The organism is Variovorax sp. 10N412, from assembly GCF_056394985.1.
The window spans coordinates 96,199-119,856 of sequence record NZ_JBFTIO010000017.1 but is presented as its reverse complement, the minus strand read 5'-3'; the positions used below and the strand labels follow the sequence as shown (position 1 = coordinate 119,856).

Below are 23,658 nucleotides of genomic sequence, written 5' to 3'. Positions count from 1 at the left end.
TTCCAGCCGCTGGTCACTTCGATCGCACCATGCCCTCACCCCGGTCTTCTTCCGCCGCCGTGAAGCTACCCAGCAAGCACTCCCGGTGGCTCGGCGGCTGGACCGCGAAGCTGTGGCTGGCCCTGCCGTTGATTGCCTTGTCTTGCATGGCCGCCAGCCAATCGGCGACAGCGGATGCGCAACTGCAGCGCGACGGTGCGGTCCACATCACCCGGGCCGAACTGCTGTCGGTTCCCGGCACGGGCTACTCGGCCCCCGAGCGGCGCAGCGAAGACGCCGGGCTGCCGAGCGAAGGATGGAAGGCGATCAGCCTGCCGCATACGGCTGCGCGCGAGCTGGTGCCCACACCGAGCGGCGGCGTGCAGACCCTCACCGACTGGTACCGCATCGACCTGGCCGGGCTGGCGCCGTCGGCGCGGCCGCTGCTGCTCTACCTTCCGCGCTGGAAGACCCTGGGCCACATTGCGGTGTACGGCGACGGCGCGCTGCTGTATCAGTCGCACGGCAGCCCCGTGCACAACGGCTACAACCATCCGCTGCTGCTGCCGCTGAACGCGGCGGCCCACACGCCGGCGCCCACCACCGTGCTCATCCGCGTGAACCGGCTGCGCAGCAGCGGCAGCGGTTTTTCGACCGTTTGGGTGGGCGACCAGGATGCGCTGAACTGGCGCTACCAGGCGCGCCAGCTGCTGCAGGTGCAATTGCCCTTCATGGGCAGCGCCGCGTTCCTGGCGGTCGGTGCGTTCGCGTTCGCGGTGTGGGCGGGCAAGCGGCGCGAATCGCTCTACCTGCTGTTCTCGGCCATCTCGGCGCTGGCCTTCGTGCGCATGCTTCACTACTTCGTGAGCGGCGACTACCTGCCCATTTCCGACGAGTGGTTCGAATGGATGACCGTGGCTTCCATGCTGTGGTTGATCATTCTCATCCACCTGTTTCTGCAGCGCCTGCACCGGCAGCCCTCGGTGTGGCTGACCCGTTCGTCGGTGGCCCTGGCCGTGGTGTGCAATATTGGCACGCTGCCGCATGTGTCCAGGTCGGTTGCCAGCCTCTACCTGTTCACGCCGCTGCTCAACCTGGTGGTGCTGCCGGTGGCGGTGCTGATCTTCTCGGTGAACCTGCGCAAGGCCTTGCGCTCGAAGTTTCCCGAAGGGCGGCTGGTGGCGGGCTGGGCCTTCTTCACCGTGGTCTTCACCTCGTACGACGGGCTGCTGCAGAACAACCTGGTCAGCCCGGAGAGTGTGTACACGTCACCCTACGCCATCATCGGCCTGTTCTTCATCTTCTCGTACATCATGTTCCAGCGGTACACCGACGCGTTCGCCGAGGTGGGTCGCCTGAACACCGGCCTGGCGCAACGCCTGCAGGCGCGCGAAGCCGAGCTGGAGCAAAGCTACCTGCGGCTGCGCGTGATCGAGAACGAGCAGATGCTCGGTGCCGAGCGCCGGCGCCTGATGCAGGACATGCACGATGGGCTGGGCTCGTCGCTCATCAGCGCCATCCGTTCGGTGGAGCAGGGCGCCATGAACGACGCGGAGGTGTCCGGCGTGCTCAAGGGCTGCATGGACGACCTGAAGCTGGCCATCGACTCCATGGAAAGCCTGGACGCCGACCTGCTGCTGCTGTTGGCCACGCTGCGCTTTCGCCTGGCGCCGCGCATCGAGAGCGCCGGCGTGGCGCTGCGCTGGGAGGTGCAGCCCGTGCCCGCGCTGCCCTGGCTGGACCCGAGCAGCGCGCTGCACATTTTGCGGATCATGCAGGAGTGCGTGGCCAACGTGCTGCGCCACACGAGGGCCACGACCATCGGCTTCAGCACCGCCGCGGACGGCCAGGGCGTGTCGGTGGTGATCGAGGACAACGGCGCGGGCTTCGCGGTGGACCACGCCCTTCAGCGCGGCGGCCGGGGCCTTCGCAACCAGCAGCGGCGCGCGCAGGCCATCGGCGGCGCGGTGAGCTGGGAATCCGGCCTCGGTGGAACGCGCTTCACGCTGTGGCTGCCGCTTCAGCGCAAGCCCGACGCCGATCAGCCCGCGCTGCGCGGGCAGGCGCCGACTGCGGCTTAGCGAGCCGTCTTCCGCCCAAGCTCGCAGACTGCGAGATCATCTCGCCCATGGATTCACCCCAAGGCCCGCGCTGGCGCTGGCTGCCCGTCGAGGGCAGCTGGCGCTATCACCTGCTGCTGGCGGCCGTGGGCATGTGCGTGCTGGGGCCGTTGGCCGGCGTGACCGCGGCCTACATGAACCTCTCGCTGGGCTTCTTCGTCGGCGGCCAGGTGCTGGCGGGCCTGCTCGGCTCCGTCGTCACCGCGGGCTATGGCGCCAGTGGGCGGCACGGCGCCAACTACATCCAGACCGCCGCCGCCTCGGTCGCCAGCATGAGCGGCCTGGGCGTGCTGCTGCAGGCCATGGCGTGGATGGGGCTGCCGCAGCCGCCGGCCTGGCAGATGGTGCTGTACCTGGCCTGCGTCGGCATGTTCGGCGTCGGCGTGGGCATGCTCTACACGCCGGTGCTGGTCGACCGCATGCGCCTGGCGTTTCCGTCGGGGCTGGCGGTGGCCAACATCCTGCGGGCGCTGACCGACCCCGCGCTGCTGCGGCGTTCGGTGCGCCAGCTCGGCGGGGGCATGGGTCTCGGGCTGATGACCGGGCTGGCCGCGGCACGCCTGCCCTGGCTGGGCGCCATCGGGTTGTCGGCATCGACCTTCGGCGCGGGGCTGGTGGTGGGCGCGCGCATCGGCATTCCCGCGGTGATGGGAGGCCTGATCGGCGTGGCACTGCAGCCGTATTTCGTCTCGATCGGCTGGCTCCAGGCCGGCGACCCGCCGCGCAAGATCATGTTTCTCATTGCCCTGGGCGCAATCATGGGCGCCGCCCTGGTGGACATGGCACTCATCTTTGCGCGGGCGCTGCCGCACGCGCGGCGCCAGGCCGCGCTCGATGCGCCGCAGCCCGTCGCCGGTGCGGGGCTGCGCATCGACGGCAGGCGCCTCGTGCTGTGGGTGGTGTTCTGGGCGGGCGCCACCGTGGCCTGCGGCCACTGGCTGCTGGGGCAGCCCGTGTTCTTTCTTGTGGTGGCGGTGGCGCTGGTCTTCGTGTTCGCGCTGGTCAACGGCATCTCGGTGGGCGTGAGCGACGCCAACCCGATCTCGTCGGCGTTCGTCGTCACCATCGTCATCCTTGCCGCCCTGGGCCTGCGCGACCCCGGCGTGGGCCTGATGGCCGGTGCGGTGCTGCTGGTGGCGACCGGCGTGGCCTGCGACATGCAGCAAGACCGCTCCACCGGCTGGCGCCTGGGCACCTCGCGCGTGGTGCAGTTCCGCTACCAGGTGCTGGGTGTCGTGGTGGGCGCCGTGCTGGCCGTGGTGTTCGCGAAGCTCTTCATGGCCGCCTACCCCGTGCTGCTGCAGGACCAGACCGTGCTGAAGGCCGACCAGCAGCCGGCCGAGTGGAGCTCGGCCATGACCTACAAGTTCGTCGGCGTGCTGCGCAGCCTGACCACCGACCTGCCGTTCCAGCGCACGGCCATCGGCGTGGGCATGGCGGCGGGCCTGGCGATCGAGGTGCTGCGCAAGTGGCTGCGTCCGCGCAGCTTCGTGCTCGACGCGATCGTTTTGCCGTCGCCGTATGCGCTGTCTTTCGGCGGCTTCGTCAGCCTGCCCACGTCGCTGTGGCTCGGCGCGGGCGGGGTCGCAGGCAGCGTGTGGGCGCATCGTGCGCCCGCGCGGCCCGATGCGCCGCAGGACATGAGCGGCGCGTCGCTGTTCGGTGGCGGCCTGATCGCCGGCGATGCGCTGGCGGCGGTGGGACTGGGGGTAGTGAGCTTGCTCGCGGTGCTGGCCTGAACGGGCCGCCGGCCGACGTGCTTTCGAGCGCGGGCGGCGCAGCAATGCGTGACCGTGTCAGCGCAAACCCGCCCCTTCGTCCTTCGAGAGCTTGGTGAACGACAGCAGCGACAGCAGCGTCATCGCCCCCACCACGCCGAAGGCCGGAGAAAAATCGGCCGCCGTCAGCTGGGCGCCGCTGCCGTGCCACCACGCCGCCAGCGTGACGAGCGAGGCGCCCAGCGTCACGCCCAGGCTCAATGACAGCTGCTGCGCCATGCTGTTCAGCGTGGCCGCATGGCTCATGCGGGGCTTGGGAATCTGCGAGAAGCCCAGCGTTTGCAGCGACACCATCACCATGGAGTTCACCAGCCCGCCGAACAGCAGCGTGATGAAGATCTGCACATGCGGCGTGGTCGGACGGAAGTAGCCGTAGCTCACATAGCAAAGGCAGGTGAGGCAGGTGGCGCCCACCAGCAGCGAGCGGAACCCGACCGTGCGAATTGCCCGGGCCATGACCGTGCGCGTGGCCAGCGAGCCCAGCGCCGTGGCCATCGTCAGGCTGCCCGAGGCCAGCGGCGACAGCCCGAAGCCCAGTTGCAGCATCAGCGGCAGCAGGAACGGCGAGGCACCGATGGCAATGCGCAGCGGTGTGCCGCCGACGATCGACGCGCGGTACGTCGAGAAGCGCAAGATGCCCAGGTCGATCAGCGGACTGGCCTTGTGGCGGCTTCGCAGGTGATACACCAGCGAGGCCAGCGCACCGAAGCCCGCCAGCGCCCAGATGGCCGGCACCGGCAGCAGCGCCTTGCCCACCATCTCCAGGCTGCCCAGCAGCGCGGTGAGCCCCACGGCCAGCAGCACGAAGCCTTCGATGTCGAAGGGCGCGGGCGCGCTGTCTTCGGGCAGGTCGCTGTTGATGAAGCGCAGCGCCCCGGCAATGGCGAGCAGGCCGAAGGGAATGTTGACGAGAAAGATCCACTGCCACGAGGTGAGCGTGACGATGGCGCCGCCGAACAGCGGCCCGGCCAGCCGGCCGAACGCGGGCGGCACGGTGAACCACACCATGGCCGACACCATCTGCGCGGGCGGCACGCTGCGCAGCAGGATGAGCCTGCCCACCGGCAGCATCATCGCGCCGCCCAGCCCCTGCAGCACGCGGAACGCGATCAGCTGCGGCAGCGTCTGCGCGGCGCCGCACAGGGTGGAGCCCAGCGAGAAGAACGCCACCGCCACGCAGAACACCCGCCGGGCGCCGAAGCGCTCGGCCAGCCAGCCGCTCACCGGCAGGAACACGGCCAGGCTCAGCAGGTAGGAGGTGATGGCCAGGTTCAGGTGCAGCACGCTGACGTCGAGCGCGCCGGCGATGGTCGGCAGGGCGGTGGCCATCACCGAGGTGTCGAGGTTCTGCAGGAAGAGCGGGGAGGCGACGATGAGCGGGACGATGCGGTTGCGGGGGGGCATGGGGGCATTGTCCGGGACGCGAATTAGGCGACGCTTCGCGGGCTGGCTGCCGCGTATGGGTGTGGCAATCGCTTGAAAATCGACCCGGGTAGACTCCGCGGCTTTTCCTTTCCGCAGAGGAGCGACCCGCGATGGATGTACTGGACACCGGCCCCTACTACCACGGCACGCGGGCGGACCTCCAGGTGGGCGACCTGCTCACCGCAGGCTTCCGGTCGAACTACGACGGCCGCGTCGTCATGAATCACATCTACTTCACCGCCTTGCCAAAGGGCGCCGGGCTGGCCGCCGAAATGGCGAAGGGCGAAGGCCGTGGCCGCGTCTACATCGTCGAACCCACGGGTGCCTTCGAGAACGACCCCAACGTCACCGACAAGAAGTTTCCGGGCAACCCCACACGCTCGTACCGCAGCCGGGAGCCGCTTCGGATCGTCGGCGAACTGGCCACCTGGGAGCTCTTCGATGCGGAGTACGTACGGCAACTCAGGGAGCGTGTGCGCGTGGGCATGGGGGAGATCATCAACTGACACCCGCCGGCAAGTGCGCTGGGAAGCGATCCGAAATGGGCTGGGTTGTTGATCGCCGTGGGGCCCTCGCAGTCACCGCTGTGCGGCAGAACTCGGCCAGAATCGGCCGCAGCATCGAACCTCTTTCTGGCAGTGTCTTCCGGGACTTGCTGCTCAACGCCAGTTAGATGTCACCTAGTCCCTTCGGGCCCGTTTTTCCGCCTCATTCTCTCGACATCAAATGGTCGCAACCATTCTCGTTGGCATGCTGTGCGCACACCTGTTGTGCTTCTCGGCGATGTTCTTTCTCATCAGCAAGCGCCTGCACGGCAAGAAGATGGGGATGGATTTCTTTGCGACGGGCAATCTGTTGCTGGGTTTGGCATATGCGCTGCAATTTGCCGAAGGAGGTCCCACCTGGAGTTTGATGAGCGTCATCAATCACACGCTCACACTCGCTGCGCCGGTGGCGTATTGGCTGGGTGCCATGCGCTTCTTTGGCCGAGCGGTTCCGTTGTGGCGCCCGCTGTTTGCAGTTGCCGGTGCCTACGTCGTGGCGCAGATGCTGGTGCAATGGAGCTTAGGCCCCGTCGCCCGGTACGCCATGCTCTCAGGGATGTCGGCGCTGCTGTTCCTGGTCATGACCATCACCGTGATCTATGGCGTGCTCACATTTGCCAGGGACCTGTACGGAGAGATGATATTTTTTGCGCTGCTGATCAGCGGCATCTGCATCCTCAACACCGTCAAGTTCGTGCATCTTCTGGGCACGGGGTTGGACTCACTGCGCATGAGCGGAAATTTCCAGCTGGTGTTCTACGTCTACATGTCATTCCTGGCCACCGTGCTGCCGCCTTCGATTGTCTGGTTGGTGTTGCGCCGCTTGTCCGATGACTTGCGCAACCTGGCCGCGCGCGACCCCCTGACAAAGCTGCTCAATCGCCGCGGACTCACGGAGGCGCTGCAACGATATTTCAAATCGCGCACGGCCGTTTCGGCCTATGTGGTGATGGCCGACGTGGACCACTTCAAGCGCATCAACGACCGCTATGGTCACCAAGCTGGGGACGAGGTGCTGTGCCATGTGGCGGAGGTACTGCGTGCCCATGTTCGTGGGAGCGATCTGGCGGTCCGCAACGGCGGAGAAGAGTTCGTTGTCATCTGCATGAACACCGACGTTCGGGGAGTCACGCACTTGGCGGAGCGCTTGCGCTCGGCCATCGAAAATTCGACAACTGTTGTCCATGGGATCGACCCCCCGCTGAAATGCACGATCACGATCGGGATTTCGCACGCCTTCACGGGGGCAGATGCTCTGGGAAATGCCCTGAAAGAAGCCGACGCGGCCCTCTACCATGGCAAAGCCGCCGGGCGCAACCGGGTCGAACTTGCGGGAGCCACCTTCTGCGATGTCCCCGCATCGATTCACGTCCCGTAGGGAGTGGGTCGCGTTTGGAGAGTTTGGCAACGTGACAAGGTCGGCAATTAAATTGGAGATGCGGGCGACCGCTTAGAGCAATGCGATGCAGACCTCGCTTCAGCCACGGTCGGCCATGAAAAGACACCCAGAAACGCGAGCTATCGAATGATCGACTGGAAAGTAACCGTTGGCGGGCAACTGCCGCCGGACTTCACGAGGCGGAGAGTTGGTCTTCCTTGGTGATTGATTGGTCGCCTTCGGTGGCTCGCCACTTCTGGAAAAATTCGGCCAGGAAACGGCCTGTCGTCGCGTACTAGATAAAGGAGGCAAGGTATGGGAATGTGGGCTTTTGAACCTTGGGACAACGATGCCGCTGCCGATTGGTTTGGCAATCTCATGGATTCGACCAAGTTAAGGGATAAGTGGCTCGAGGGAATCAAGGCCGATGCAACTGACGAACCAGAAGTCGTGCGTGCTGCGGGCGCTCTGTTCGTCATGCTCGGTCGTGTCTACGTATGGCCGATTCACAACTACGACGAGGATCTGGAGTTGGCCATCGAAGCCATGTCCAAGATTGTTAGCGCCGAGTCTTTTGAGGAAACTCCGGAACTCGTCGCCCTCGTCGAGAAAGAAATATCTGAATTGAAAGCCAGGCGAAAACCAGAACAACGATAGCGGTAGCGGCTTTCACACGCGTGGATGGGATGCCAGCTTTCGGCAAATCATGCGGCTACAGTCGGCCAGGACCGGTCGGTCGCGCCAGTGGTCAAAATCCAGTCACAGCAGAGGAACAAATTGACCAACGACGGCTGCACGACTACATGCAAGGGAGGCAGGTGAAGCAAGCCAAGACAGTGTGGGCATATACGCTATTCGGGCACAACGACAACTCTTACATGTTGGGCGACGAAACCTACGAGCCCGATGATCAAATCGGTGAATGGCGCTTCGGAGTCGTGGGGCGACCTCATCCGGCGACTTGCCCGGCATGCGGCGTAAAGGTCGATGCCCTCTACATCGGTCCCGAGTACCGCGTGAAGAAGCGTCGTAGGGACATCACCGCTACGTATGACGGCTATATCCTGGTGTCAGAACGCCTGCGCAGGGTGCTCCAGGAGGGCGGTGCTACGAAAGAAGACTTTATTGCGCTACCGGCGGACCCGGATTTCTACTGGCTGCGCCCGCAAAAAGCACTGGAATATTCGGCGGCTGAACGTGCAAAACGCTGCCCAGCGTGCGGGCAGTTTTTCGATGAAGTAGTCCCCATCCCGTTGTTTCTGGGCAAACTTGTCGAACCCATCGCAGCGGGGGTCTATCGCTCCTCCCTCGAGTTCGGCTCAGTGCCTCTTAAGGCCTTTCAAGTCGTCGTAGGGTTGCGTACCGCGCTCGCGATAAAGGCAAACTCCTTAGTGGGTATCGATCTTGAGGAACTTCGAAGTAGCTGACGACTGTCTGGTAAGGATAACGCCGTACGGCTCCATCTGACCTTTGGCTTCCCCTGCCTTCGACTTCCATCGGCCAGAACCAGCCAGTCGCGCTGCAGGGAAAAATCCGGCCGCGAGCAGCCCATCCGGTTAGGCTGACACATCCAACAATTCAGCACGATGAATGACGAAGACACCGAGCTTTCACCCGCTGAAAGCGAACGGCTCGCCAGGCTGCCTCAAGGCGTGCTGGCGCGCATCGATGCGGCAATTCTTTCTCAAGTCTCCGACGATTGGAGGAAGGTCGCACGCGTGGTCGGGATGGCGATGCTTTCGATGCCTGACCGCCTGAGCGGAATTCCTGATGTCTTCTTCGTGAAGCGGCTCGCGCTGCTCGTCGAGTCTGGTCAACTTGAGTCGCAAGGCAGCCTACGGCGCATGCGCTTTAGCGAAGTACGGCGCCGGCGTGCCTGACGGCAGACGGCCATCAACGGTCCTTCGCAACGCTGTTTCTTCGAGCACCCGCATCAACCGAGGGTAGATTTGAAATCCATCTCCGTCCAGGTACAACCTGAGAGGTCGCCGGGCATAGACATCGCTCGGCTGACCGACCTGTTCACCGAGTTGGCGAGTCGTGTAGACCTTGTCCGGCACCACGCATTTCAGAGCGGAGAAGACAGCGGGGCCTACTTCAATTTCACTTTCGGAACTGAGCAGCCTGGAGAATTGTGGCGCACGATGCTTGCGCTGATTTACGAAGCTCCAGAGCACAAGGTGCACATGGCGGTTGCATCCATGGCTATGTGTTCAGGCGAATCCGGGTGTGACACATACGTCCAGCTCTTTCATTGGGACCCACTTGTGCCTGTTGTTTCAGCGGCCGAACTGCAGAAATCCATCTGAATCGCTCGACCTGGACCTCGACGTCGGAGACGGTGCTCGGACCAATGCTGAAGGCAAGGCGATGGAGGTCCGCTCTGGAGAAACCTGTACAGCCGGTTCGGGCCCGAACGCGACGGTCAGTCATCGCGATCTAAGTACCGCAGCCGCGCTGACCCGCCGACCGCGGTGCAGGCGTAAAGCACCCCCCGTGCTTGGCCGGATGAGGGAAAGGTGGCAGCGTATCGAAGTGCGCCTCCTTTCTGTCCTCAGCTGGCCGGCATCAAGCTCGACTTCAATTGCACCCGCTCAAGCCCTATGTCGCGAGGCGAAGCGGCTCATTCATTCAATCAATCAATTTGTAGCCGGTGTTCGACGTGCGATGCCTTCCTCGCCTCACAGGCAGGGCTTTGAGTGAAAAGGGCATTCACGATTGAGAAAGGCGGCCCGGCCCGAAAAACAAATGCGCCGGAAATTCTCGATTCGCCCGACTCAATGCAGCCCGGCGAAGGTAGAAATTTCATGGCTCACACAGATGCCCGCTCCAAGGCACGAACAGGTAGCCGTTCGACGCCTCTTGCAGTGCGGCTTGCACTTCGATGAGCGTGTTGATCTCGTCGAGCGCTTCGTCCAGGTCGTCGATCTCTATCTCGAAACGTGCCGTGCACTCGCGCATTGCCGCTTCGTGCGGCGTACCCACGGCGATCTCGCGCGCCTCCGTTTGAACGTACGGTGCGCTCGAAACGCGAATGCAAAACGGTGGAGACTCCGCACTGCTCGCAACCAACACGTCGGGCAATTGCGAAACATCGAGGCCATGCTCACGCAGCGAAGAAGCTGCCCCCGCCAGATCGCATGTGCCGGCCCGAAAAAATACCATGCAGACTTCCGTCATTGCAACGCTCCTCCAAGCCTGGAAATCGTTCGGCAATGTAGCCCACACCTATCGCTTCCCTGCGCCGTAAAACCATGAAAAGCATTCGCCGGCTCCTGCCTTTCTTTCCCCTGTTGTGGCTCGCCGCGTCCGCGCACTGTCTGGCCGCCTCGGGCATCGAGGGCATGCGTTCCAATGACGCGGTCCACGGCCTCTACGAAATACGCGAAGCGGCGCGTGAATTCATCGCCCGCGAGAACGCCAGGACCCACGGCACTTGGGAAGCGATGGAGCCGAACCTCAAGGTTCTGGTGCCGAGGTGCGCGGTGCCTTTGACGGCGCGGTGGGGCTCCATCCGCTGGTTCTCGAACACGAAGGGCGGCGAGCTGTCGGAGCACAGCCGCCGCGTGATTTCGGTGGTCTGCACGCGGGCGGTGAACTCCGCGCAGAAGTGGGACGTGCACGTGCCCGTCACCCAGCAACGCAGCCAGGCCGCACGGCCCTAATTCGGCAGGTAGGGCCTGATGTTGCCGAGTGCGTTGGCCACGTACGCTTCTTTCTCGCCCACGGGCGCCACGTAGTGCAGCGCCGCCGCCGCGGCCTCCAGCCCTTCGGTGCGGGCGATGATCCAGCCGGCCAGGTAGGGCGCGGCAAAGCACCCGCCCGCGGTGGCCACGTTGTCCCGTGCGTAGAAGGGCTGGTTCAGCACTTCCACCCCCGCTTCCTGCACCCACGGCTTGGTGGTCAGGTCGGTGCATGCCGGCACGCTGCCCACGAGCCCGAGCTTGGCCAGGATCAAGGTGCCGGAGCATTGGGCGGCAATCAGCTGGCGCGCGGGGTCGAGCGCCAGGCGCGCCATCAACTCGGGGTTGCCGACGACCTCCCGCGTCTTGCTTCCGCTGCCGATGACGACGGCATCCGCATGGCGCGCTTCTTCCAGCAAGGACTGCGCGTGCACCGTCACACCGTTCATCGACGTGACCTGCGGGCTCGGGCAGCACAGGGTCACGCGCCAGCCCGGCGTCTTGATGCGGTGGAGCACACCGAGCGCGATGAGCGAGTCGAGTTCGTTGAAGCCTTCGAAGGTGAGGATGGCGATGTGCATGGCGAGGGGGCGTGTTGGGGTTGGGGCGCGGAAGGTGCTCATCGTAGGCAAGCCGCTCCATACAATCAAAAAATTGTCATGGATACATCCCGCGATGGCTGAAGCCCGATACAAGCAACTGGTCGACGAGTTCGCGGCCGAGATCCGCAGCGGGCGCCTGCCGCCGGGCACCCGCCTGCCCACGCACCGGCGGCTGGCCGGGCACTACGGCCTGGCGCTGGCCACGGCCTCGCGCGTCTATGCGGAGCTGGAGGCCATGGGCCTGGTCAGCGGCGAGGTCGGCCGCGGCACCTTCGTTCGCGAGACCGCGCTGCCCCCGGGCCAAGGCATCGACCAGCAGGCGGTGGCGGCGGGCCTGGTGGACCTGAACTTCAACTACCCGTCGCTGCCGGGGCAGGCCGACCTGCTGCGCGCTGCCTTGCGGCAACTCGCCGCCGGTGGCGAGCTGGAGTCGATGCTGCGCTACGCGCCCCATGGCGGGCGCATGCACGAGCGGGCCTGCGTCGCCCGGCACCTGGTGTCGCGCGGGTTGGTCGTGCCGCCGTCGCGGGTGCTGCTGGTGGACGGCGCGCAGCACGGCCTGGCGGTGACGGTGATGGCGCTGCTGAAACCGGGCGACGTGGTGGCGGTCGACGCCCTGACCTACCCGGGCTTCAAGGCGCTCGCCGAGGCGCATCGCCTGGAACTGGCACCTGTTCCCGCGTCGGGGCAGGGGCCCGACCTCGACGCGCTGGAGCGCCTGTGCGCGAAGCGCCGCGTCAAGGCCGTCTACACCATGCCGACCCTGCACAACCCGCTGGGCTGGGTGATGAGCGAGAGCCGCCGTCGCCGGCTCGTGGCCATCGCGCGGCGGCACGGGTTGCTGGTCATCGAAGACGCGGCCTATGCCTTCCTGGCCGACGATCCGAAGAAGATGCCGCCCGTGCCGCTGGCCACGCTGGCACCGGAGACCACGGTGTATGTCTCGGGCCTGTCGAAGAGCGTGGCGACCGGCCTGCGCGTGGGGTTCGTGGTGGTGCCCGAGGCGTGGGTGTCGAAGCTCGAACGCGCGATCCGGGCCACGACCTGGTGCACCCCGGGCGTGACGACCGCCATTGCCTGCGCGTGGCTGGACGACGGCACGGTCGGACGGCTCGAATCGCAGAAGCGGCAAGACGCCGCCCTGCGGCAGGCGATTGCCACCGAGGCGCTGGCGGGCCTCAGGTGCGTGCGCCACCCGGCGTCGTACTTCGTGTGGCTGCCCTTGCCGGAAGACACGCGCGCCGACCGGGTCGCGGCGGCGCTGGTGCGCGAAGGAGTGTCGGTGTCGACGGCCGAGCCCTTCGCCACGTCGGCGCACGTGCCGCACGCGTTGCGCCTGGCGCTGGGCTCTGTGGGTCTTGAGGGCCTGCGCAGCGCGTTGCACACGGTGCGGCGGGTGGTGGACGAGCTGGCTTGCTGAGCGAGCGCCGGAATCACGTGCGCCGGGGCTGCGCCTTGAACCGCGCCTCGTCGAGCCAGCGAAACACGCCCGCCGACAGCAGCGTGATCACCCCGACGGCGATGAAGGTGTAGCGAAACGCCAGCGCGGTGGAGGCCAGTTCGCCCGACAGCAGCCCGACCAGGCCGCCGCCGATGGTGGCGCCCAGCGCAATCGCCAGCATCTGCACCATCGAGAACAGGCTGTTGCCGCTGCTGGCATCCGCCTTGCCGAGCCCCTTGAGCGTGACGCTGTTCATGGCGGCGAACTGCATGGAGTTCGCGCCGCCGAAGACAGCGAGCTGCACCACCTGTGCCCACAACGGCCATTCGGGCGAGATCAGGCAGAACGACACGATCGAGCCCCCCACGATCAGCGTGTTGCCGAGCAGGAAGCTGTCGTAGCCGAAGCGGTTGACCAGCCCGCTGATCCACGACTTCGTGACGATGCCGGCCAGCGCGGCGGGAATCATCATCAGGCCCGAATGCAAGGGGCTGTAGCCCAGCTGCAGTTGCAGGAACAGGGGCAGCAGGAAAGGCACCGCGCTGCTGCCGATGCGCGCCACCAGGTTGCCCAGCAGGCCGACGCCGAAGTTGGGCTCGCGAAAAAGGCCCAGCCGGAACAAGGGCGCCCTGCGCCTGCGCGCGTGCGGCAGGTAGGCCAGCGCCGAGACGGCGCTGAGCGCGAACAGCCCGGCCGACCAGGCGCCGCGGTGCGTGGTGGTGGGCACATCGATGGCCAGCGAGAACGCCACCATGCACAGCGACAGCAGGCCGAAGCCGACAAAGTCGAAGCGCGGCGCGTCTTCCAGCCGGCCCACGGGCACGAAGCGCCGCACCGCCCAGAGCCCCACCAGCCCGATCGGCACGTTGATCAAGAAAATCCAGTGCCAGCTGGCGGACTGCACCAGCCAGCCGCCCAGCGTGGGCCCGAGCAGCGGGCCGAGCTGCCCCGCCACGCTGACGGTGGCGAGCGCCGCGATGTAGCCCTCGGCCGACACGCTGCGGAGAATGGCCAGCCGTCCGATGGGCAGCAGCATCGCGCCGCCCAGCCCCTGCAGCACGCGCGCGGCGCCAAGCTGCGTCAGGGACTGCGCGCCAGCGCACCACACCGATCCCAGCACGAACAGCAGGATCGACACGAGGTAGGTGGCGCGCATGCCGAAGCGGTCGGCGAGCCAGCCCGAGGCCGGCGTCAGCATGGCCATGGTCAGCGTGTAGGCCACCACGACCGGCTGCATCGCCAGCGGGCTTTCATGCAGGCTGCTGGCCATCGACGGCAATGCGGTGTTGACGACCGTGGTGTCGAGCGACTGCATGAAGAAGCCCCCCGCGACGATCCACAACAAGGCCTTGCGGGCGGCTTTCTCTTCCAACGGTCTGGCTTGCTGCAACTCGATTCCACAGAACGCGGCGCGGGCGCCGCAGGGTGAGGAGTATCCCGAGTTCGGGGTACCCGACGCTGCCGGTGGGGCGCAGGCGAGCGCAAACCTGCGCAGGCTGCCGGCGACAACGTTCAAAGCACAGGCATTCCGTTCAAGATTTACCGCGCCCGTTCGACCAGAGTACCGGTGTCGGCGAGGCAATCCTGCATTCGCCGCCGAGCAACGCGACCCATGGAAAGAAGCATGTCCCACATCCACACGAAAACATCGACAGGTGCCTCGCGGCGGAGCATTCTGGCGAGTGCGGCAGGCATCGTGACGGTTTCCGCCCTTGGCACCTCGACCCTGGCTGCCGCGCAGAAGCCTTCAGCGCCAGCCGCAACCCATCCCGACCACACCAAAGGATCCACCATGAGCTTTGTTACCACCAAGGACGGCACGAACATCTTCTACAAGGACTGGGGCCCGCGCACCGCGCAGCCCATCGTCTTTCACCACGGCTGGCCGCTGAGCGGCGACGACTGGGACACCCAGATGCTGTACTTCCTGGGCAAGGGCTTCCGCGTGATCGCGCACGACCGGCGCGGCCACGGCCGTTCCTCGCAGACGTCGGGCGGCCACGAGATGGACACCTACGCCGCCGACGTCGCCGCGTTGACCGACGCGCTGGACCTGAAGGGCGCCGTGCACATCGGCCATTCGACCGGCGGCGGCGAGGTGGCGCGCTACGTGGCGCGCGCCAAGCCGGGCCGCGTGGCCAAGGCGGTGCTGGTGAGCGCCGTGCCGCCCATCATGGTGAAGACGCCGGCCAACCCCGGCGGCCTGCCCATGGAGGTGTTCGACGGCATCAGGTCCGCGCTCGCGGCCAACCGCGCGCAGTTCTACATCGACCTGCCGACCGGCCCGTTCTACGGCTTCAACCGCCCGGGCGCGAAGATCTCGCAGGGCCTGATCGACCGCTGGTGGCTGCAGGGGATGATGGGCGCGGCCAATGCGCACTACGAGTGCATCAAGGCGTTCTCCGAAACCGACTTCACCGAAGACCTGAAGAAGATCGACGTGCCGGTGCTCGTGATGCACGGCACCGACGACCAGGTCGTGCCCTACGCGGACTCGGGCCCGTTGTCGGCCAAGCTGCTCAAGCACGGCACGCTCAAGAGCTACGACGGATTTCCCCACGGCATGCTGTCGACGCAGGCAGACGTGATCAACCCGGACCTGCTGGCGTTCGTGAAGGGCTGAGGCCGAGTTCCTGGATCCGGTCATCGACGATGCCGGATCCTCCCGCGCTTCAGCGCCTCAGCGCGTACGCTGCTTCGCCACGAACTCCGGCGTCACCGTGCCCTGCTTGTTGCCGAACTGCGCGATGACGTAGTTGGCGAGCGCCGCCACTTCGGTGTCGGTGTAGGCCTTGCCGAATGCGGGCATGTACACCTCGTTGTCGTGCACGCGCATGTTCACGCCCTGCAGGATCATCTGCGTCACGTTGGCGCCGCCCGGGTCGTTCACGCCGCGCGTGCCCAGCAGCGACGCGAAATTGGTCTGCTGGCCTTGCCCGTTCCACTGGTGGCAGCTGGCGCATGCCGCCGCAAACAGCCGCAACCCCTGCTCGTGCCCTTCGGCCGTGTTGGCCGCAGGCGCCGCCGCGCTGGCCGCCACGGCCCAGGGCGCCTTGGCGTCGATCTCGATCGGGTCCTTGCCCGGCTTGGCCGGCACCGTGCGCAGGTAGCTCACGAGCGCCGCGGTGTCCTGCGGCTTCAGGTGCTGCAGGCTGTGCTCCACCGCCTCGCCCATCGGGCCCGAGGCCGAGCCGCGGCCGTCCGCATGCCCGGTCGTGAGGTAGCTGGCGATGTCGGCGTCGCTCCAGGCGCCGATGCCGTTCTTCGCGTCCGACGTGATGTTGTAGGCGCGCCAGCCCTGGATCGATTCGCCCGCGAGGTTGTTGCTCGTCTCCAGCGCGAAGGCCAGGTTGCGCGGCGTGTGGCACTCCGCGCAATGGCCAAGCGCCGTGGCCAGGTACTTGCCCTGGTTCCACGCGAGCGGCTTGGCCGGGTCGGGCTCGAAACGGCTGCTCTTGAAGAAGGCCGCGTTCCAGAAACCCATGGCCCAGCGCTGGTTGAACGGAAAGCCCAAGTCGGCCTCCTTGTTCGGCTGGTTCACCTGCGGCAGGCTGAAGAGGTAGGCCTTGATGGCGAGCACGTCGTTGCGGCTGAGCGCCGTGTACGAGGTGTACGGGAACGCCGGGTACAGGCGCTTGCCGTCCGCGCGCACGCCGTCGTGCACCGCGCGCACGAACTGCTCGTCGCTCCAGCCGCCGATGCCCGTGGCCGGGTCGGCGGTGATGTTCGACGAATAGATCGTGCCGAAAGGCAGCACGAAGGGCACGCCGCCCGCAAAGGGCTGCCCCTTGCCGGCCACCGTGTGGCACGCGATGCAGTCGGCGGCCTTGGTGAGGTACTCGCCGCGCACCAGCAGCGCCGCATCGCTCGGCGCGCCGGCCAGCACCGGCGCCTCGCCCTCGGACTTGTCGGTGCGGTTCAGAAAGAAATACAGCCCCGCGGCCACGACGACCAGCACCACCAGCACCTTGAAGAACCGCTTCATGCCGCGCTCCTTTCGCCCTGCGCTTCATGGGCTGAAGGCCCGCCATCGGCGACCTTCTTCTTCAGCGCCTCCTTGTCCTGCGCCAGCAGCGCGCGGTTCACGGGCAATGCGCGCAAGCGCACGCCGGTGGCCGCGAAGATCGCGTTGGCCAGCGCCGGTGCGGCGATGGCGGTGCCGACCTCGCCCAGCCCGCCGGGGGCTTCGCCGCTCTTGACGGTGTGCACCTCGACCGGCGGCGATTCGTTGATGCGCAGCATCCGGTAGTCGTGGAAGTTGCTCTGCTCGATGGCGCCGCCCTGCAGCGTGATCTCGCTGAACAGCGCCGCGCTCAGCCCGAACAGCAGGCCGCCCTGGATCTGCGCCTCGATGGAGCTGGCGTTCACGGCAATGCCGCAGTCCAGCGCGACCACTGCGCGCCGCAGGCGCACTTCGCCCTGCGGCGAAACTTCCACTTCGATCATTGCGCACACGCGGCTGCCGAACGGGTCGCCCACGGCCACGCCGCGCCCGACGCGGCCTTCGTTTCCTTCGCGGCCCGTGCGCGCAGGCAGCGCGCCCTTGCCCCAGCCGATCTTTTCCGCGGCCAGGTCGAGCACCGCGAGCGTGCGCGGGTTCTTCTTCAGCAGGGCGCGCCGGTAGGCCACCGGGTCCTTCTTGGCGCGCTGCGCCAGTTCGTCGATGAAGCTCTCCATCACGAAAAGGTTGTGCGTGGGCCCCACGCCCCGCCACCAGCCGACGTTCAGGCCCGCCGGCATGTCGTGCCGCACCCATTCGACCTTGAGGTTGGGCAGGTCGTAGCAGGGCTCGGCCACGCATTCGATCAGGTCGCCGTCCATGCCGTCCTTGCCCATGAAGGCAGGCGCCCAGCGGCCCAGCACCGTGCCGCCCGCGATGCGGTCGCCGAACCACAGGATGTCGCCGTCGCCGTCGACCACCGCCGAGATGTCGTCGTGGTACATCGGGCGCACGATGTCGTGGCGAATGTCTTCCTCGCGCGTCCACACCACCTTGAGCGGGTAGGGCACCTGCCTGGCGAAGGCCACGGCCTGCTCGACCGAATCGGTTTCCAGCCGCCGCCCGAAACCGCCGCCCAGGTACTGGTTGTGCACCACCACCTTGTCTTCGGCCAGCCCGGTGATCTTGGCCGCCACGCTCACGCAGCGCGCCGGCACCTGCGTGCCCACCCAGATCTCGCACGCGTCGGGCCGCACATGCACCGTGGTGTTGAGCGGCTCCATGGTCGCGTGGGCCAGCATCGGCAGGTCGTAGGTCGCCTGCACCAGCGTGCCCTCGGGCCGCTTGCCGGTTTCCTTGCCGACGATGGCCTTGCCCTTGGCCAGTGCGTCGGTCAGCGCCGAGCGCAACTGCTGCGTGGTGAGCGCGGCGTTCTGCCCCGGCGTCCACGTGAGCTTCAACGCGTCGAGGCCGCGCTTGGCGGCCCAGAAATGCTCGCCCACCACCGCGACCGCGTCCTTGATGCGAATGACGGCTACCACGCCCGGAATCGCGCGCGCCGCCTTGTCGTCCACCGAGGCCAGCACGCCGCCCAGCGTGGGGCAGGCCTTGACCGTGGCCACCTTCATGCCCGGCACGCGCACGTCGAGGCCGAACTGCGTCTTGCCGTTGACCTTGTCGGCGGAGTCGACACGGCGCAGCGGCTGGCCGATGAGCTTGAAGTCCTTCGGCTCCTTCAGCGCGACCTTGCCCGGCATCGGCAGCTTGGCGGCGGCACCGGCGAGCGCGCCGAAGCCGAGCTGCCGGTTCGAGTCCGCATGGCTTACCACGCCGCGCGCCACGGTGCAGCTCGCCGGGTCGACCTTCCATTGCGCGGCGGCGGCGGCCACCAGCAGCGTGCGCGCCACGGCGCCTGCCTCGCGCAGCACGGCGTAGGTGCCGCGCGTGCTGGTCGAGCCGCCGGTGATCTGGCCGCCCAGCAGCGGCATGCCGTAGAGCGCCTCGTTCGGCGGCGAATGCTCCACGCGTACCTGGTCGAGCTCCACGCCGAGCTCCTCGGCCAGCAGCATCGCCGAGCCGGTGTAGATGGCCTGGCCCATCTCGACCATCGGCATCACGAGCCGCACGCCGCCGTCGGCGTCGATGCGGATGAAGGCGTTCGGTGCGAAGGCCGGGTTGCCGTCCGCCAGCGCGGCGGCCGCGTCGGCGGGTTGCTGCCGGGCGCTGATGGCCGCGAAGGCCTTGCTGCCCCCGACCCAGGTGAAGGCGAGCGCCAGGCCGCCGGCCTGCAGCGCGGCGCGCCGGCTGATGCCTGCGGCGCTCACGATGTGCTCCTGGCGGGCATGGCCACGACCGACTGCAGCACCTCGGGCTTGCCGGTGGCGGCCTGCTTGATGGCCGCCCGGATGCGCGAGTAGGTGCAGCATCGACAGACGTTGCCCGACATGGCCATGTCGATGTCGGCGTCGCTCGGGTTGGGCGTGCGCTGGATCAGCGCGGCGGCGGACATGATCTGGCCCGACTGGCAGTAACCGCACTGCACCACGTCGACCTCGAGCCAGGCTTTCTGGATGCTCTGGCCGGCCGGCGTCTGGGCGATGGCCTCGATGGTGGTGATGGCCTTCTTGCCGATGCTGCCGACCGGCAGCACGCACGAGCGCACGGGCTGGCCGTCGAGGTGCACGGTGCAGGCGCCGCACTGGGCGATGCCGCAGCCGAACTTGGTGCCGGTCAGGCCGACGATGTCGCGCAATGCCCAGAGCAAGGGCATGTCGTCGGGGGCGTTGACGGCAACGGACTGGCCGTTGATGTTGAGATCGATCATGGGCCCTGCCTTCTTTTTGAAATTCGCCGTGGGGAGCGGCACCGAACCATAGCGCGACTTCGGGATTTTTGCTTGGGCCCAAGGCCGGCTGCGAATGGCTGCCGGACTTGGCGCAAGTGCTGCGCGAGAAGGGGGGTCGACGAGGCGGGCACCGGGCTTGGGTGCTTACCCTTGTCCGGACATCGGCGCCCTCAACTTGCGCGCCCGGTTGCCGATATACGGACAGTCATGCCCGATTCGAGTTCCCCCCGCCCTTCCCCGCTCCTGGCCATCCTGCCGAGGCAGAACATCCTCCAGGACGATGGTCTGCACGTGCTCGTGTCGACCAAGGAGGTAGAAGGCGCGCGCAGCGACGGCATGCTGCTGCGGCGATGTGCCTTCTCCCTTTCGGCGCCATTCGGATACGTGTGCCTCGGCCATTTCAGGAAGCTCTCTGACAATTGCTGGCAGGCCTCGCTCGGGACAGGGGTCCTGCTCGACGAAGGAGCTGTCCGGCCCGACCGGCTCCATGCCACGGAGCTCGACGCCCTGGTCAACCTTTGGACGAGCCGGCGACAGCTGACCCTCGCAGGTGCCCTTTGAGAAGGCTGCCTGGCGACAACCTCAGCTTCCCTCGGAAACCTCGATCGGCTGCCCGATCAACGCTTCGAACTCCGCGTCGCTGCAGCGGCTGAGTTCCGCCGCGTTCGCGCTCACGTAATAAGAAAGAACGCCCTTCGGCCCGCGATCGGCGGTGAAGCCGATCTGGGCGATCGGGCCGCACGACGCGCCGTGTTGCGAGCTCGTGTGCAGCGCGCCCGCGAAGGCGCGAACAATGTCCGGCAGGCCGCCCGACCGGGTCAGGCCGGCGTCGAGCGCGTCTTCCGCGCCCGCCAGCTGATCGCTGTCTGCAAGCGCCAGCGGCCAATTGACCAGGATCGGCGACTCGATCTTCTGCGGCGCGTCGCCGGCTCGCTCGGTGAGCGAGAACGCCCACGGCAGCGGCACGGCCGGCGCCTGCGCGAAGCGCGCGCACATCAGGATGGTGTCCAGAAGGCTGGCGTCCGGAGCGCTCGCGGCGCGGGCGTCCTTGAGAAGCTCGTCGGTCCGGCCAAGAACGAGCGCGCGCGCGGCGGGGCCGTCCTGCGCCGCGGCGGCGCTCAGCGCGTTCAGGGCCGCCCGCACGGCCAGCACGCCGCCCGTGCCCGTGGCCCAGCTGCGCCCGATCATCTGGAGCTTGCGGCGATGGAAGGGCAGCGTGGTCCGGTGGCCCGTGCCGGCGATGTCGATGGACAGGTCGTCGGGGCCGTCGTGGTGCTGCACCCCGGGCGTGTTCCCCTCGAAGGTGAATCTCGTGTCGGCGACGGCCAGGCTCAAGCCCGGCAATGCAAGGACAGCGCAAAAAGTCATCGGTGCTCCGCAGGTGGGTGGGGCGGCGAGGATAGCGCGACCCCGCACGCTTGCGCTGCCTGTCCCATGCTCGAATGACTGTGACCCTCTGAACGAGGCTCGCCCCCTGATGGGCGACTACGGCTGCTGCAGCTTCGTCGTGATGCCGTACAGCACCAGCATGCCCAGCACGTGCCCGATGGCGACGCCCGGTTCCCCGGACTCGATCCGCGCGATGGTCTGCACGTGCACGCCCAGGCGGGCGGCCGCCGCGGCCTGCCCCTCGCCCGCGCCGATTCGGCCCGCCTTGGCGGCGGCGCCCATGTCCTTGATCGCCCGAAGGGCGTCCTCGCTGATGTCTGCGGAAACTCGCTTGCCCTGTGCCATGGACTGCGCAGGCTCAGGCGATCATCGATTCGAGATCGAAAGCCAGCTCGCGCGGTGCCGGCATCTCCTGGACGACCGCTTCCGACAGGCCGATGGCGTCGGCCGAGAGGGCCGGCCACACGTGCCGCGCATCGCCGATCACGAGCCCTTCGCGCTCCAGCGCAACGCGCCACACCGCCAGATGCAGCACATTGGCGAGCGGGTCTTGCTGTTCGCACGCCATCGGGTCGGCAAAGCCGGCCAGGGCGCTGGTGAAGTCGGAGGCAAATTCCCAGCGTGCGGCCAGCCGGGCGCTGACGTCGCCGTAGTGGTAGCCCCACTGCTGCTTTTCCACTTCGAGGCGGCCCATGGCGTCGAAGGGGTGGGCTGCATTGAGCACGGCCATCTGCTCCTTCATGGCGCCGGCCATGATCAGGTGGCCGATGGCGTGCATGCTGCCGACGGTGAATGCGAGGCTCTGGTCGACGCGCCGGGTCTTGCCGGCGAGGTAGCGCGCCACCGACGCCACGCGCAGGCTGTGCGACCAGAACGCCGGCAGGTTCACGCCGTCGACCTTGCGGAAGGTGCCCGTGAGGCCCGAACTCACCACCAGGGAGCGGATCGAGGAGAAACCCAGCATCTGGATGGCGTCCTGGATGGACGAGATCTTCCGCCGAAGCCCGAAATAGGGGGAGTTGACCTGGCGCAGGACCCTGGCGGTCAGCACCTGGTCGAGCTCGAGCCTGCGAGCCACCGCGCTGACCGCGGCGTCCTCGTCGCGCAGGATCTCGATGAGATCGAACACCACCTTCGGTACCGTGGGCAGCAGATGGCTATCGGCAAACAGGTCGTCCAGCGTCATTGCGATCTTGGAATGAGTTTTCTCGAAGCCCGGGATTTTGCTGCAATCGAAAGATTTCAGGTGCATGAAAGCCGCCTTTTTTTTAGGCACCGTGGCGCAGCGGTTGAATTGGACGCCGCCCGCACAGCCCCTTCGTTCAGCGCTTCTGCCCCGACGCGGACAGGCCCTTCGGCGTCACACGCATCACGGTGGCCTGACCTGCATACACGTGGTGCCCGCGCCGGTACAGCACCGGCGGCAGGTCGGCCTCGATGAGCCCCGCGCTGCGCAGCACTTCGCACATCTGGATTTCCTCCTGGTCGTCGATCAGCAGCGGTAATTGCGCGCAGCACAGGCGGCTGAGCATTCGCATGGGCATTCGGCCTCCTGCGTCCCCGCAAGGGTTTTCCTCCAAAGCAGAGGTGACTTGTTCCCACGCTAGCGCCAAATCGTTGCCGGCACCGTTCGCCAGCGCACCGACGCCCCCCTAAAACAAAATGGCAGTACTTTGTGCGCTAACGTACAGACGCGAGTGGATGCGCCGCAGAATCATGTGAACTTTGGAAGCCGCTCCCTGCCATGGCACTGCCTTCGTCTTCGTCTTCGTTGCCTGCGGCTGCCGCGCGCAACAGCCTGCTGGATGTCATCCCCGCCGAGGTGATGGCCCGGATGAAACCGCTGCTCGAACTGGTGCCGCTGCGTCTGGGAGAAGTGCTTTACGAGTCCGGCGTGGTGCAGCAGTACGTGTTTTTTCCGACCGACGCCATCGTTTCGCTGCTGTATGTGCTGGAAAACGGGCAATCGGCTGAAATTGCCGTGGTGGGCTTCGAGGGCATGGTGGGGGTTTCGCTCCTGATGGGCGGGGGCAGCACGCCCAACCGGGCGGTGGTGCAAAGCGCGGGCAATGCCTACCGGGTGAGCGCGACCCATATCAAGGAACTGACCGAAAAAGGCGGGCCTTTGCTTCACCTGCTGCTGCGCTACACCCAGTCGCTCATCACGCAGATGTCGCAGACGGCGGTGTGCAACCGGCACCATTCGCTGGAGCAGCAGCTGTGCCGATGGCTGCTGTTGAGCCTGGACCGCCTGCCCGGCAACGAACTGGTGATGACGCAGGAGCTCATCGCCAACATGCTCGGCGTGCGGCGCGAAGGCGTGACCGAAGCGGCGGGCAAGCTGCAGCGCCTGAACCTGATCAAGTACGCGCGCGGCCACATCACCGTGCTCGACCGGCCGGGGCTTGAACGCCAGGTGTGCGAGTGCTACGAAGTCGTCAAGCGCGAAACGGACCGTCTGCTGCCGGACCGGCTCGCCAGCTGAGCCTGCGCGCCCGGGTTCCCCGCATTCCACTCGGTACGCAGGCGCACA

The 23,658-nt window shown here is 66.7% G+C and carries 24 protein-coding genes; 13 read left to right on the top strand and 11 right to left on the bottom strand.

All coding sequences use genetic code 11. From position 1 onward, the window contains the following. The first annotated feature begins 29 nt into the window (after positions 1-29). Together AC1DJH_RS27890 and AC1DJH_RS27885 are read left to right on the top strand one after the other, a co-directional pair. Positions 30-2,060: a sensor histidine kinase gene (locus tag AC1DJH_RS27890; protein WP_472118402.1), complete on the top strand. Its 2,031-nt coding sequence runs from the start codon at positions 30-32 to the stop codon at positions 2,058-2,060. A 47-nt stretch (positions 2,061-2,107) separates the two neighbouring features. Beyond that, entirely contained in the window at positions 2,108-3,838 is a 1,731-nt protein-coding gene (locus AC1DJH_RS27885; protein ID WP_472118399.1) for an OPT/YSL family transporter, read from the top strand. 57 nt (positions 3,839-3,895) lie between these two features. On the opposite strand, the gene AC1DJH_RS27880 is transcribed toward AC1DJH_RS27885, so the two are convergent. After that, positions 3,896-5,281, bottom strand: coding sequence for an MFS transporter (locus AC1DJH_RS27880; RefSeq protein ID WP_478187901.1), 1,386 nt, complete (start codon positions 5,279-5,281; stop codon positions 3,896-3,898). A 131-nt stretch (positions 5,282-5,412) separates the two neighbouring features. Here AC1DJH_RS27880 and arr point away from each other — a divergent pair, with 131 nt between their 5' ends. From arr to AC1DJH_RS27850, 6 genes are all read left to right on the top strand, one after another. Further along, positions 5,413-5,808 carry an NAD(+)--rifampin ADP-ribosyltransferase gene (arr, locus tag AC1DJH_RS27875; RefSeq protein ID WP_435485841.1) on the top strand — a complete coding sequence of 132 codons (396 nt, stop codon included), beginning with the start codon at positions 5,413-5,415 and terminating at the stop codon, positions 5,806-5,808. A 220-nt stretch (positions 5,809-6,028) separates the two neighbouring features. Beyond that, a complete protein-coding gene (locus tag AC1DJH_RS27870) occupies positions 6,029-7,225 on the top strand; it encodes a GGDEF domain-containing protein (RefSeq protein ID WP_472118393.1) in 1,197 nt (398 codons plus the stop codon). A 315-nt stretch (positions 7,226-7,540) separates the two neighbouring features. Further along, entirely contained in the window at positions 7,541-7,882 is a 342-nt protein-coding gene (locus tag AC1DJH_RS27865; protein WP_472118390.1) for a hypothetical protein, read from the top strand. A 161-nt stretch (positions 7,883-8,043) separates the two neighbouring features. Then, positions 8,044-8,652, top strand: coding sequence for a hypothetical protein (locus AC1DJH_RS27860; RefSeq protein WP_478187900.1), 609 nt, complete (start codon positions 8,044-8,046; stop codon positions 8,650-8,652). A 159-nt stretch (positions 8,653-8,811) separates the two neighbouring features. Then, complete coding sequence (locus tag AC1DJH_RS27855) at positions 8,812-9,105, top strand: DUF3658 domain-containing protein (RefSeq protein WP_472118384.1); 294 nt, start codon at positions 8,812-8,814, stop codon at positions 9,103-9,105. Positions 9,106-9,174: 69 nt separating this feature from the next. Then, on the top strand, positions 9,175-9,534 hold the full coding sequence (locus AC1DJH_RS27850; protein WP_478187899.1) for a hypothetical protein: 360 nt from the start codon (positions 9,175-9,177) through the stop codon (positions 9,532-9,534). Between the two features lie 496 nt (positions 9,535-10,030). On the opposite strand, the gene AC1DJH_RS27845 is transcribed toward AC1DJH_RS27850, so the two are convergent. After that, positions 10,031-10,405, bottom strand: a complete 375-nt coding sequence (locus tag AC1DJH_RS27845; RefSeq protein WP_472118378.1) for a hypothetical protein — start codon at positions 10,403-10,405, stop codon at positions 10,031-10,033. Positions 10,406-10,479: 74 nt separating this feature from the next. Here AC1DJH_RS27845 and AC1DJH_RS27840 point away from each other — a divergent pair, with 74 nt between their 5' ends. Next, complete coding sequence (locus AC1DJH_RS27840) at positions 10,480-10,890, top strand: hypothetical protein (protein WP_478187898.1); 411 nt, start codon at positions 10,480-10,482, stop codon at positions 10,888-10,890. Here AC1DJH_RS27840 and AC1DJH_RS27835 read toward each other — a convergent pair. Then, the gene (locus AC1DJH_RS27835; RefSeq protein ID WP_472118371.1) at positions 10,887-11,489 is read right to left on the bottom strand and encodes a DJ-1/PfpI family protein; all 603 of its coding nucleotides are present in this window, start codon (positions 11,487-11,489) and stop codon (positions 10,887-10,889) included. The genes AC1DJH_RS27840 and AC1DJH_RS27835 overlap by 4 nt on opposite strands. A 94-nt stretch (positions 11,490-11,583) precedes the next feature. On the opposite strand from AC1DJH_RS27835, the gene AC1DJH_RS27830 reads away from it, so the two are divergent. Then, complete coding sequence (locus AC1DJH_RS27830) at positions 11,584-12,930, top strand: aminotransferase-like domain-containing protein (protein ID WP_478187897.1); 1,347 nt, start codon at positions 11,584-11,586, stop codon at positions 12,928-12,930. A 13-nt stretch (positions 12,931-12,943) separates the two neighbouring features. Here AC1DJH_RS27830 and mdtD read toward each other — a convergent pair whose 3' ends face one another. Then, positions 12,944-14,323 (bottom strand): multidrug transporter subunit MdtD, encoded by a 1,380-nt coding sequence (gene mdtD, locus AC1DJH_RS27825; RefSeq protein WP_478187896.1) that lies wholly within the window; start codon positions 14,321-14,323, stop codon positions 12,944-12,946. A gap of 420 nt (positions 14,324-14,743) precedes the next feature. Here mdtD and AC1DJH_RS27820 point away from each other — a divergent pair, with 420 nt between their 5' ends. Continuing rightward, positions 14,744-15,574, top strand: a complete 831-nt coding sequence (locus AC1DJH_RS27820) for an alpha/beta fold hydrolase (RefSeq protein WP_472118365.1) — start codon at positions 14,744-14,746, stop codon at positions 15,572-15,574. A gap of 57 nt (positions 15,575-15,631) precedes the next feature. Here AC1DJH_RS27820 and AC1DJH_RS27815 read toward each other — a convergent pair whose 3' ends face one another. The 3 genes from AC1DJH_RS27815 to AC1DJH_RS27805 are packed head-to-tail and all read right to left on the bottom strand — an operon-like array spanning position 15,632 to position 19,715. Next, entirely contained in the window at positions 15,632-16,936 is a 1,305-nt protein-coding gene (locus AC1DJH_RS27815) for a c-type cytochrome (protein WP_472118362.1), read from the bottom strand. After that, positions 16,933-19,218 carry a xanthine dehydrogenase family protein molybdopterin-binding subunit gene (locus AC1DJH_RS27810; protein WP_472118569.1) on the bottom strand — a complete coding sequence of 762 codons (2,286 nt, stop codon included), beginning with the start codon at positions 19,216-19,218 and terminating at the stop codon, positions 16,933-16,935. The genes AC1DJH_RS27815 and AC1DJH_RS27810 overlap by 4 nt, the downstream gene beginning before the upstream one ends. Next, positions 19,212-19,715: a (2Fe-2S)-binding protein gene (locus AC1DJH_RS27805; RefSeq protein ID WP_472118359.1), complete on the bottom strand. Its 504-nt coding sequence runs from the start codon at positions 19,713-19,715 to the stop codon at positions 19,212-19,214. Before AC1DJH_RS27805 ends, AC1DJH_RS27810 begins: the two co-directional genes overlap by 7 nt. Before the next feature lie 228 nt (positions 19,716-19,943). On the opposite strand from AC1DJH_RS27805, the gene AC1DJH_RS27800 reads away from it, so the two are divergent. Further along, positions 19,944-20,297: a hypothetical protein gene (locus AC1DJH_RS27800; RefSeq protein ID WP_472118356.1), complete on the top strand. Its 354-nt coding sequence runs from the start codon at positions 19,944-19,946 to the stop codon at positions 20,295-20,297. A gap of 21 nt (positions 20,298-20,318) precedes the next feature. On the opposite strand, the gene AC1DJH_RS27795 is transcribed toward AC1DJH_RS27800, so the two are convergent. From AC1DJH_RS27795 to AC1DJH_RS27780, 4 genes are all read right to left on the bottom strand, one after another. Continuing rightward, positions 20,319-21,071: a hypothetical protein gene (locus AC1DJH_RS27795; RefSeq protein WP_472118353.1), complete on the bottom strand. Its 753-nt coding sequence runs from the start codon at positions 21,069-21,071 to the stop codon at positions 20,319-20,321. A gap of 150 nt (positions 21,072-21,221) precedes the next feature. Further along, positions 21,222-21,470, bottom strand: coding sequence for a helix-turn-helix domain-containing protein (locus AC1DJH_RS27790; RefSeq protein ID WP_472118351.1), 249 nt, complete (start codon positions 21,468-21,470; stop codon positions 21,222-21,224). 13 nt (positions 21,471-21,483) lie between these two features. Beyond that, entirely contained in the window at positions 21,484-22,311 is an 828-nt protein-coding gene (locus AC1DJH_RS27785) for an HDOD domain-containing protein (protein WP_478187895.1), read from the bottom strand. 136 nt (positions 22,312-22,447) lie between these two features. Further along, positions 22,448-22,663: a hypothetical protein gene (locus AC1DJH_RS27780; protein ID WP_435440178.1), complete on the bottom strand. Its 216-nt coding sequence runs from the start codon at positions 22,661-22,663 to the stop codon at positions 22,448-22,450. A 206-nt stretch (positions 22,664-22,869) separates the two neighbouring features. On the opposite strand from AC1DJH_RS27780, the gene AC1DJH_RS27775 reads away from it, so the two are divergent. Then, positions 22,870-23,610: a Crp/Fnr family transcriptional regulator gene (locus AC1DJH_RS27775; protein ID WP_472118346.1), complete on the top strand. Its 741-nt coding sequence runs from the start codon at positions 22,870-22,872 to the stop codon at positions 23,608-23,610. Positions 23,611-23,658: the final 48 nt, after the last annotated feature.

Coding starts and splice junctions, on each gene's coding strand:
- AC1DJH_RS27890 (WP_472118402.1), top strand. CDS start 30: ATGCCCTCACCCCGGTCTTCTTCCGCCGCCGTGAAGCTACCCAGCAAG.
- AC1DJH_RS27885 (WP_472118399.1), top strand. CDS start 2,108: ATGGATTCACCCCAAGGCCCGCGCTGGCGCTGGCTGCCCGTCGAGGGC.
- AC1DJH_RS27880 (WP_478187901.1), bottom strand. CDS start 5,281: ATGCCCCCCCGCAACCGCATCGTCCCGCTCATCGTCGCCTCCCCGCTC.
- arr (WP_435485841.1), top strand. CDS start 5,413: ATGGATGTACTGGACACCGGCCCCTACTACCACGGCACGCGGGCGGAC.
- AC1DJH_RS27870 (WP_472118393.1), top strand. CDS start 6,029: ATGGTCGCAACCATTCTCGTTGGCATGCTGTGCGCACACCTGTTGTGC.
- AC1DJH_RS27865 (WP_472118390.1), top strand. CDS start 7,541: ATGGGAATGTGGGCTTTTGAACCTTGGGACAACGATGCCGCTGCCGAT.
- AC1DJH_RS27855 (WP_472118384.1), top strand. CDS start 8,812: ATGAATGACGAAGACACCGAGCTTTCACCCGCTGAAAGCGAACGGCTC.
- AC1DJH_RS27845 (WP_472118378.1), bottom strand. CDS start 10,405: ATGACGGAAGTCTGCATGGTATTTTTTCGGGCCGGCACATGCGATCTG.
- AC1DJH_RS27840 (WP_478187898.1), top strand. CDS start 10,480: ATGAAAAGCATTCGCCGGCTCCTGCCTTTCTTTCCCCTGTTGTGGCTC.
- AC1DJH_RS27835 (WP_472118371.1), bottom strand. CDS start 11,489: ATGCACATCGCCATCCTCACCTTCGAAGGCTTCAACGAACTCGACTCG.
- AC1DJH_RS27830 (WP_478187897.1), top strand. CDS start 11,584: ATGGCTGAAGCCCGATACAAGCAACTGGTCGACGAGTTCGCGGCCGAG.
- AC1DJH_RS27820 (WP_472118365.1), top strand. CDS start 14,744: ATGAGCTTTGTTACCACCAAGGACGGCACGAACATCTTCTACAAGGAC.
- AC1DJH_RS27815 (WP_472118362.1), bottom strand. CDS start 16,936: ATGAAGCGGTTCTTCAAGGTGCTGGTGGTGCTGGTCGTCGTGGCCGCG.
- AC1DJH_RS27805 (WP_472118359.1), bottom strand. CDS start 19,715: ATGATCGATCTCAACATCAACGGCCAGTCCGTTGCCGTCAACGCCCCC.
- AC1DJH_RS27800 (WP_472118356.1), top strand. CDS start 19,944: ATGCCCGATTCGAGTTCCCCCCGCCCTTCCCCGCTCCTGGCCATCCTG.
- AC1DJH_RS27790 (WP_472118351.1), bottom strand. CDS start 21,470: ATGGCACAGGGCAAGCGAGTTTCCGCAGACATCAGCGAGGACGCCCTT.
- AC1DJH_RS27785 (WP_478187895.1), bottom strand. CDS start 22,311: ATGACGCTGGACGACCTGTTTGCCGATAGCCATCTGCTGCCCACGGTA.
- AC1DJH_RS27780 (WP_435440178.1), bottom strand. CDS start 22,663: ATGCGAATGCTCAGCCGCCTGTGCTGCGCGCAATTACCGCTGCTGATC.
- AC1DJH_RS27775 (WP_472118346.1), top strand. CDS start 22,870: ATGGCACTGCCTTCGTCTTCGTCTTCGTTGCCTGCGGCTGCCGCGCGC.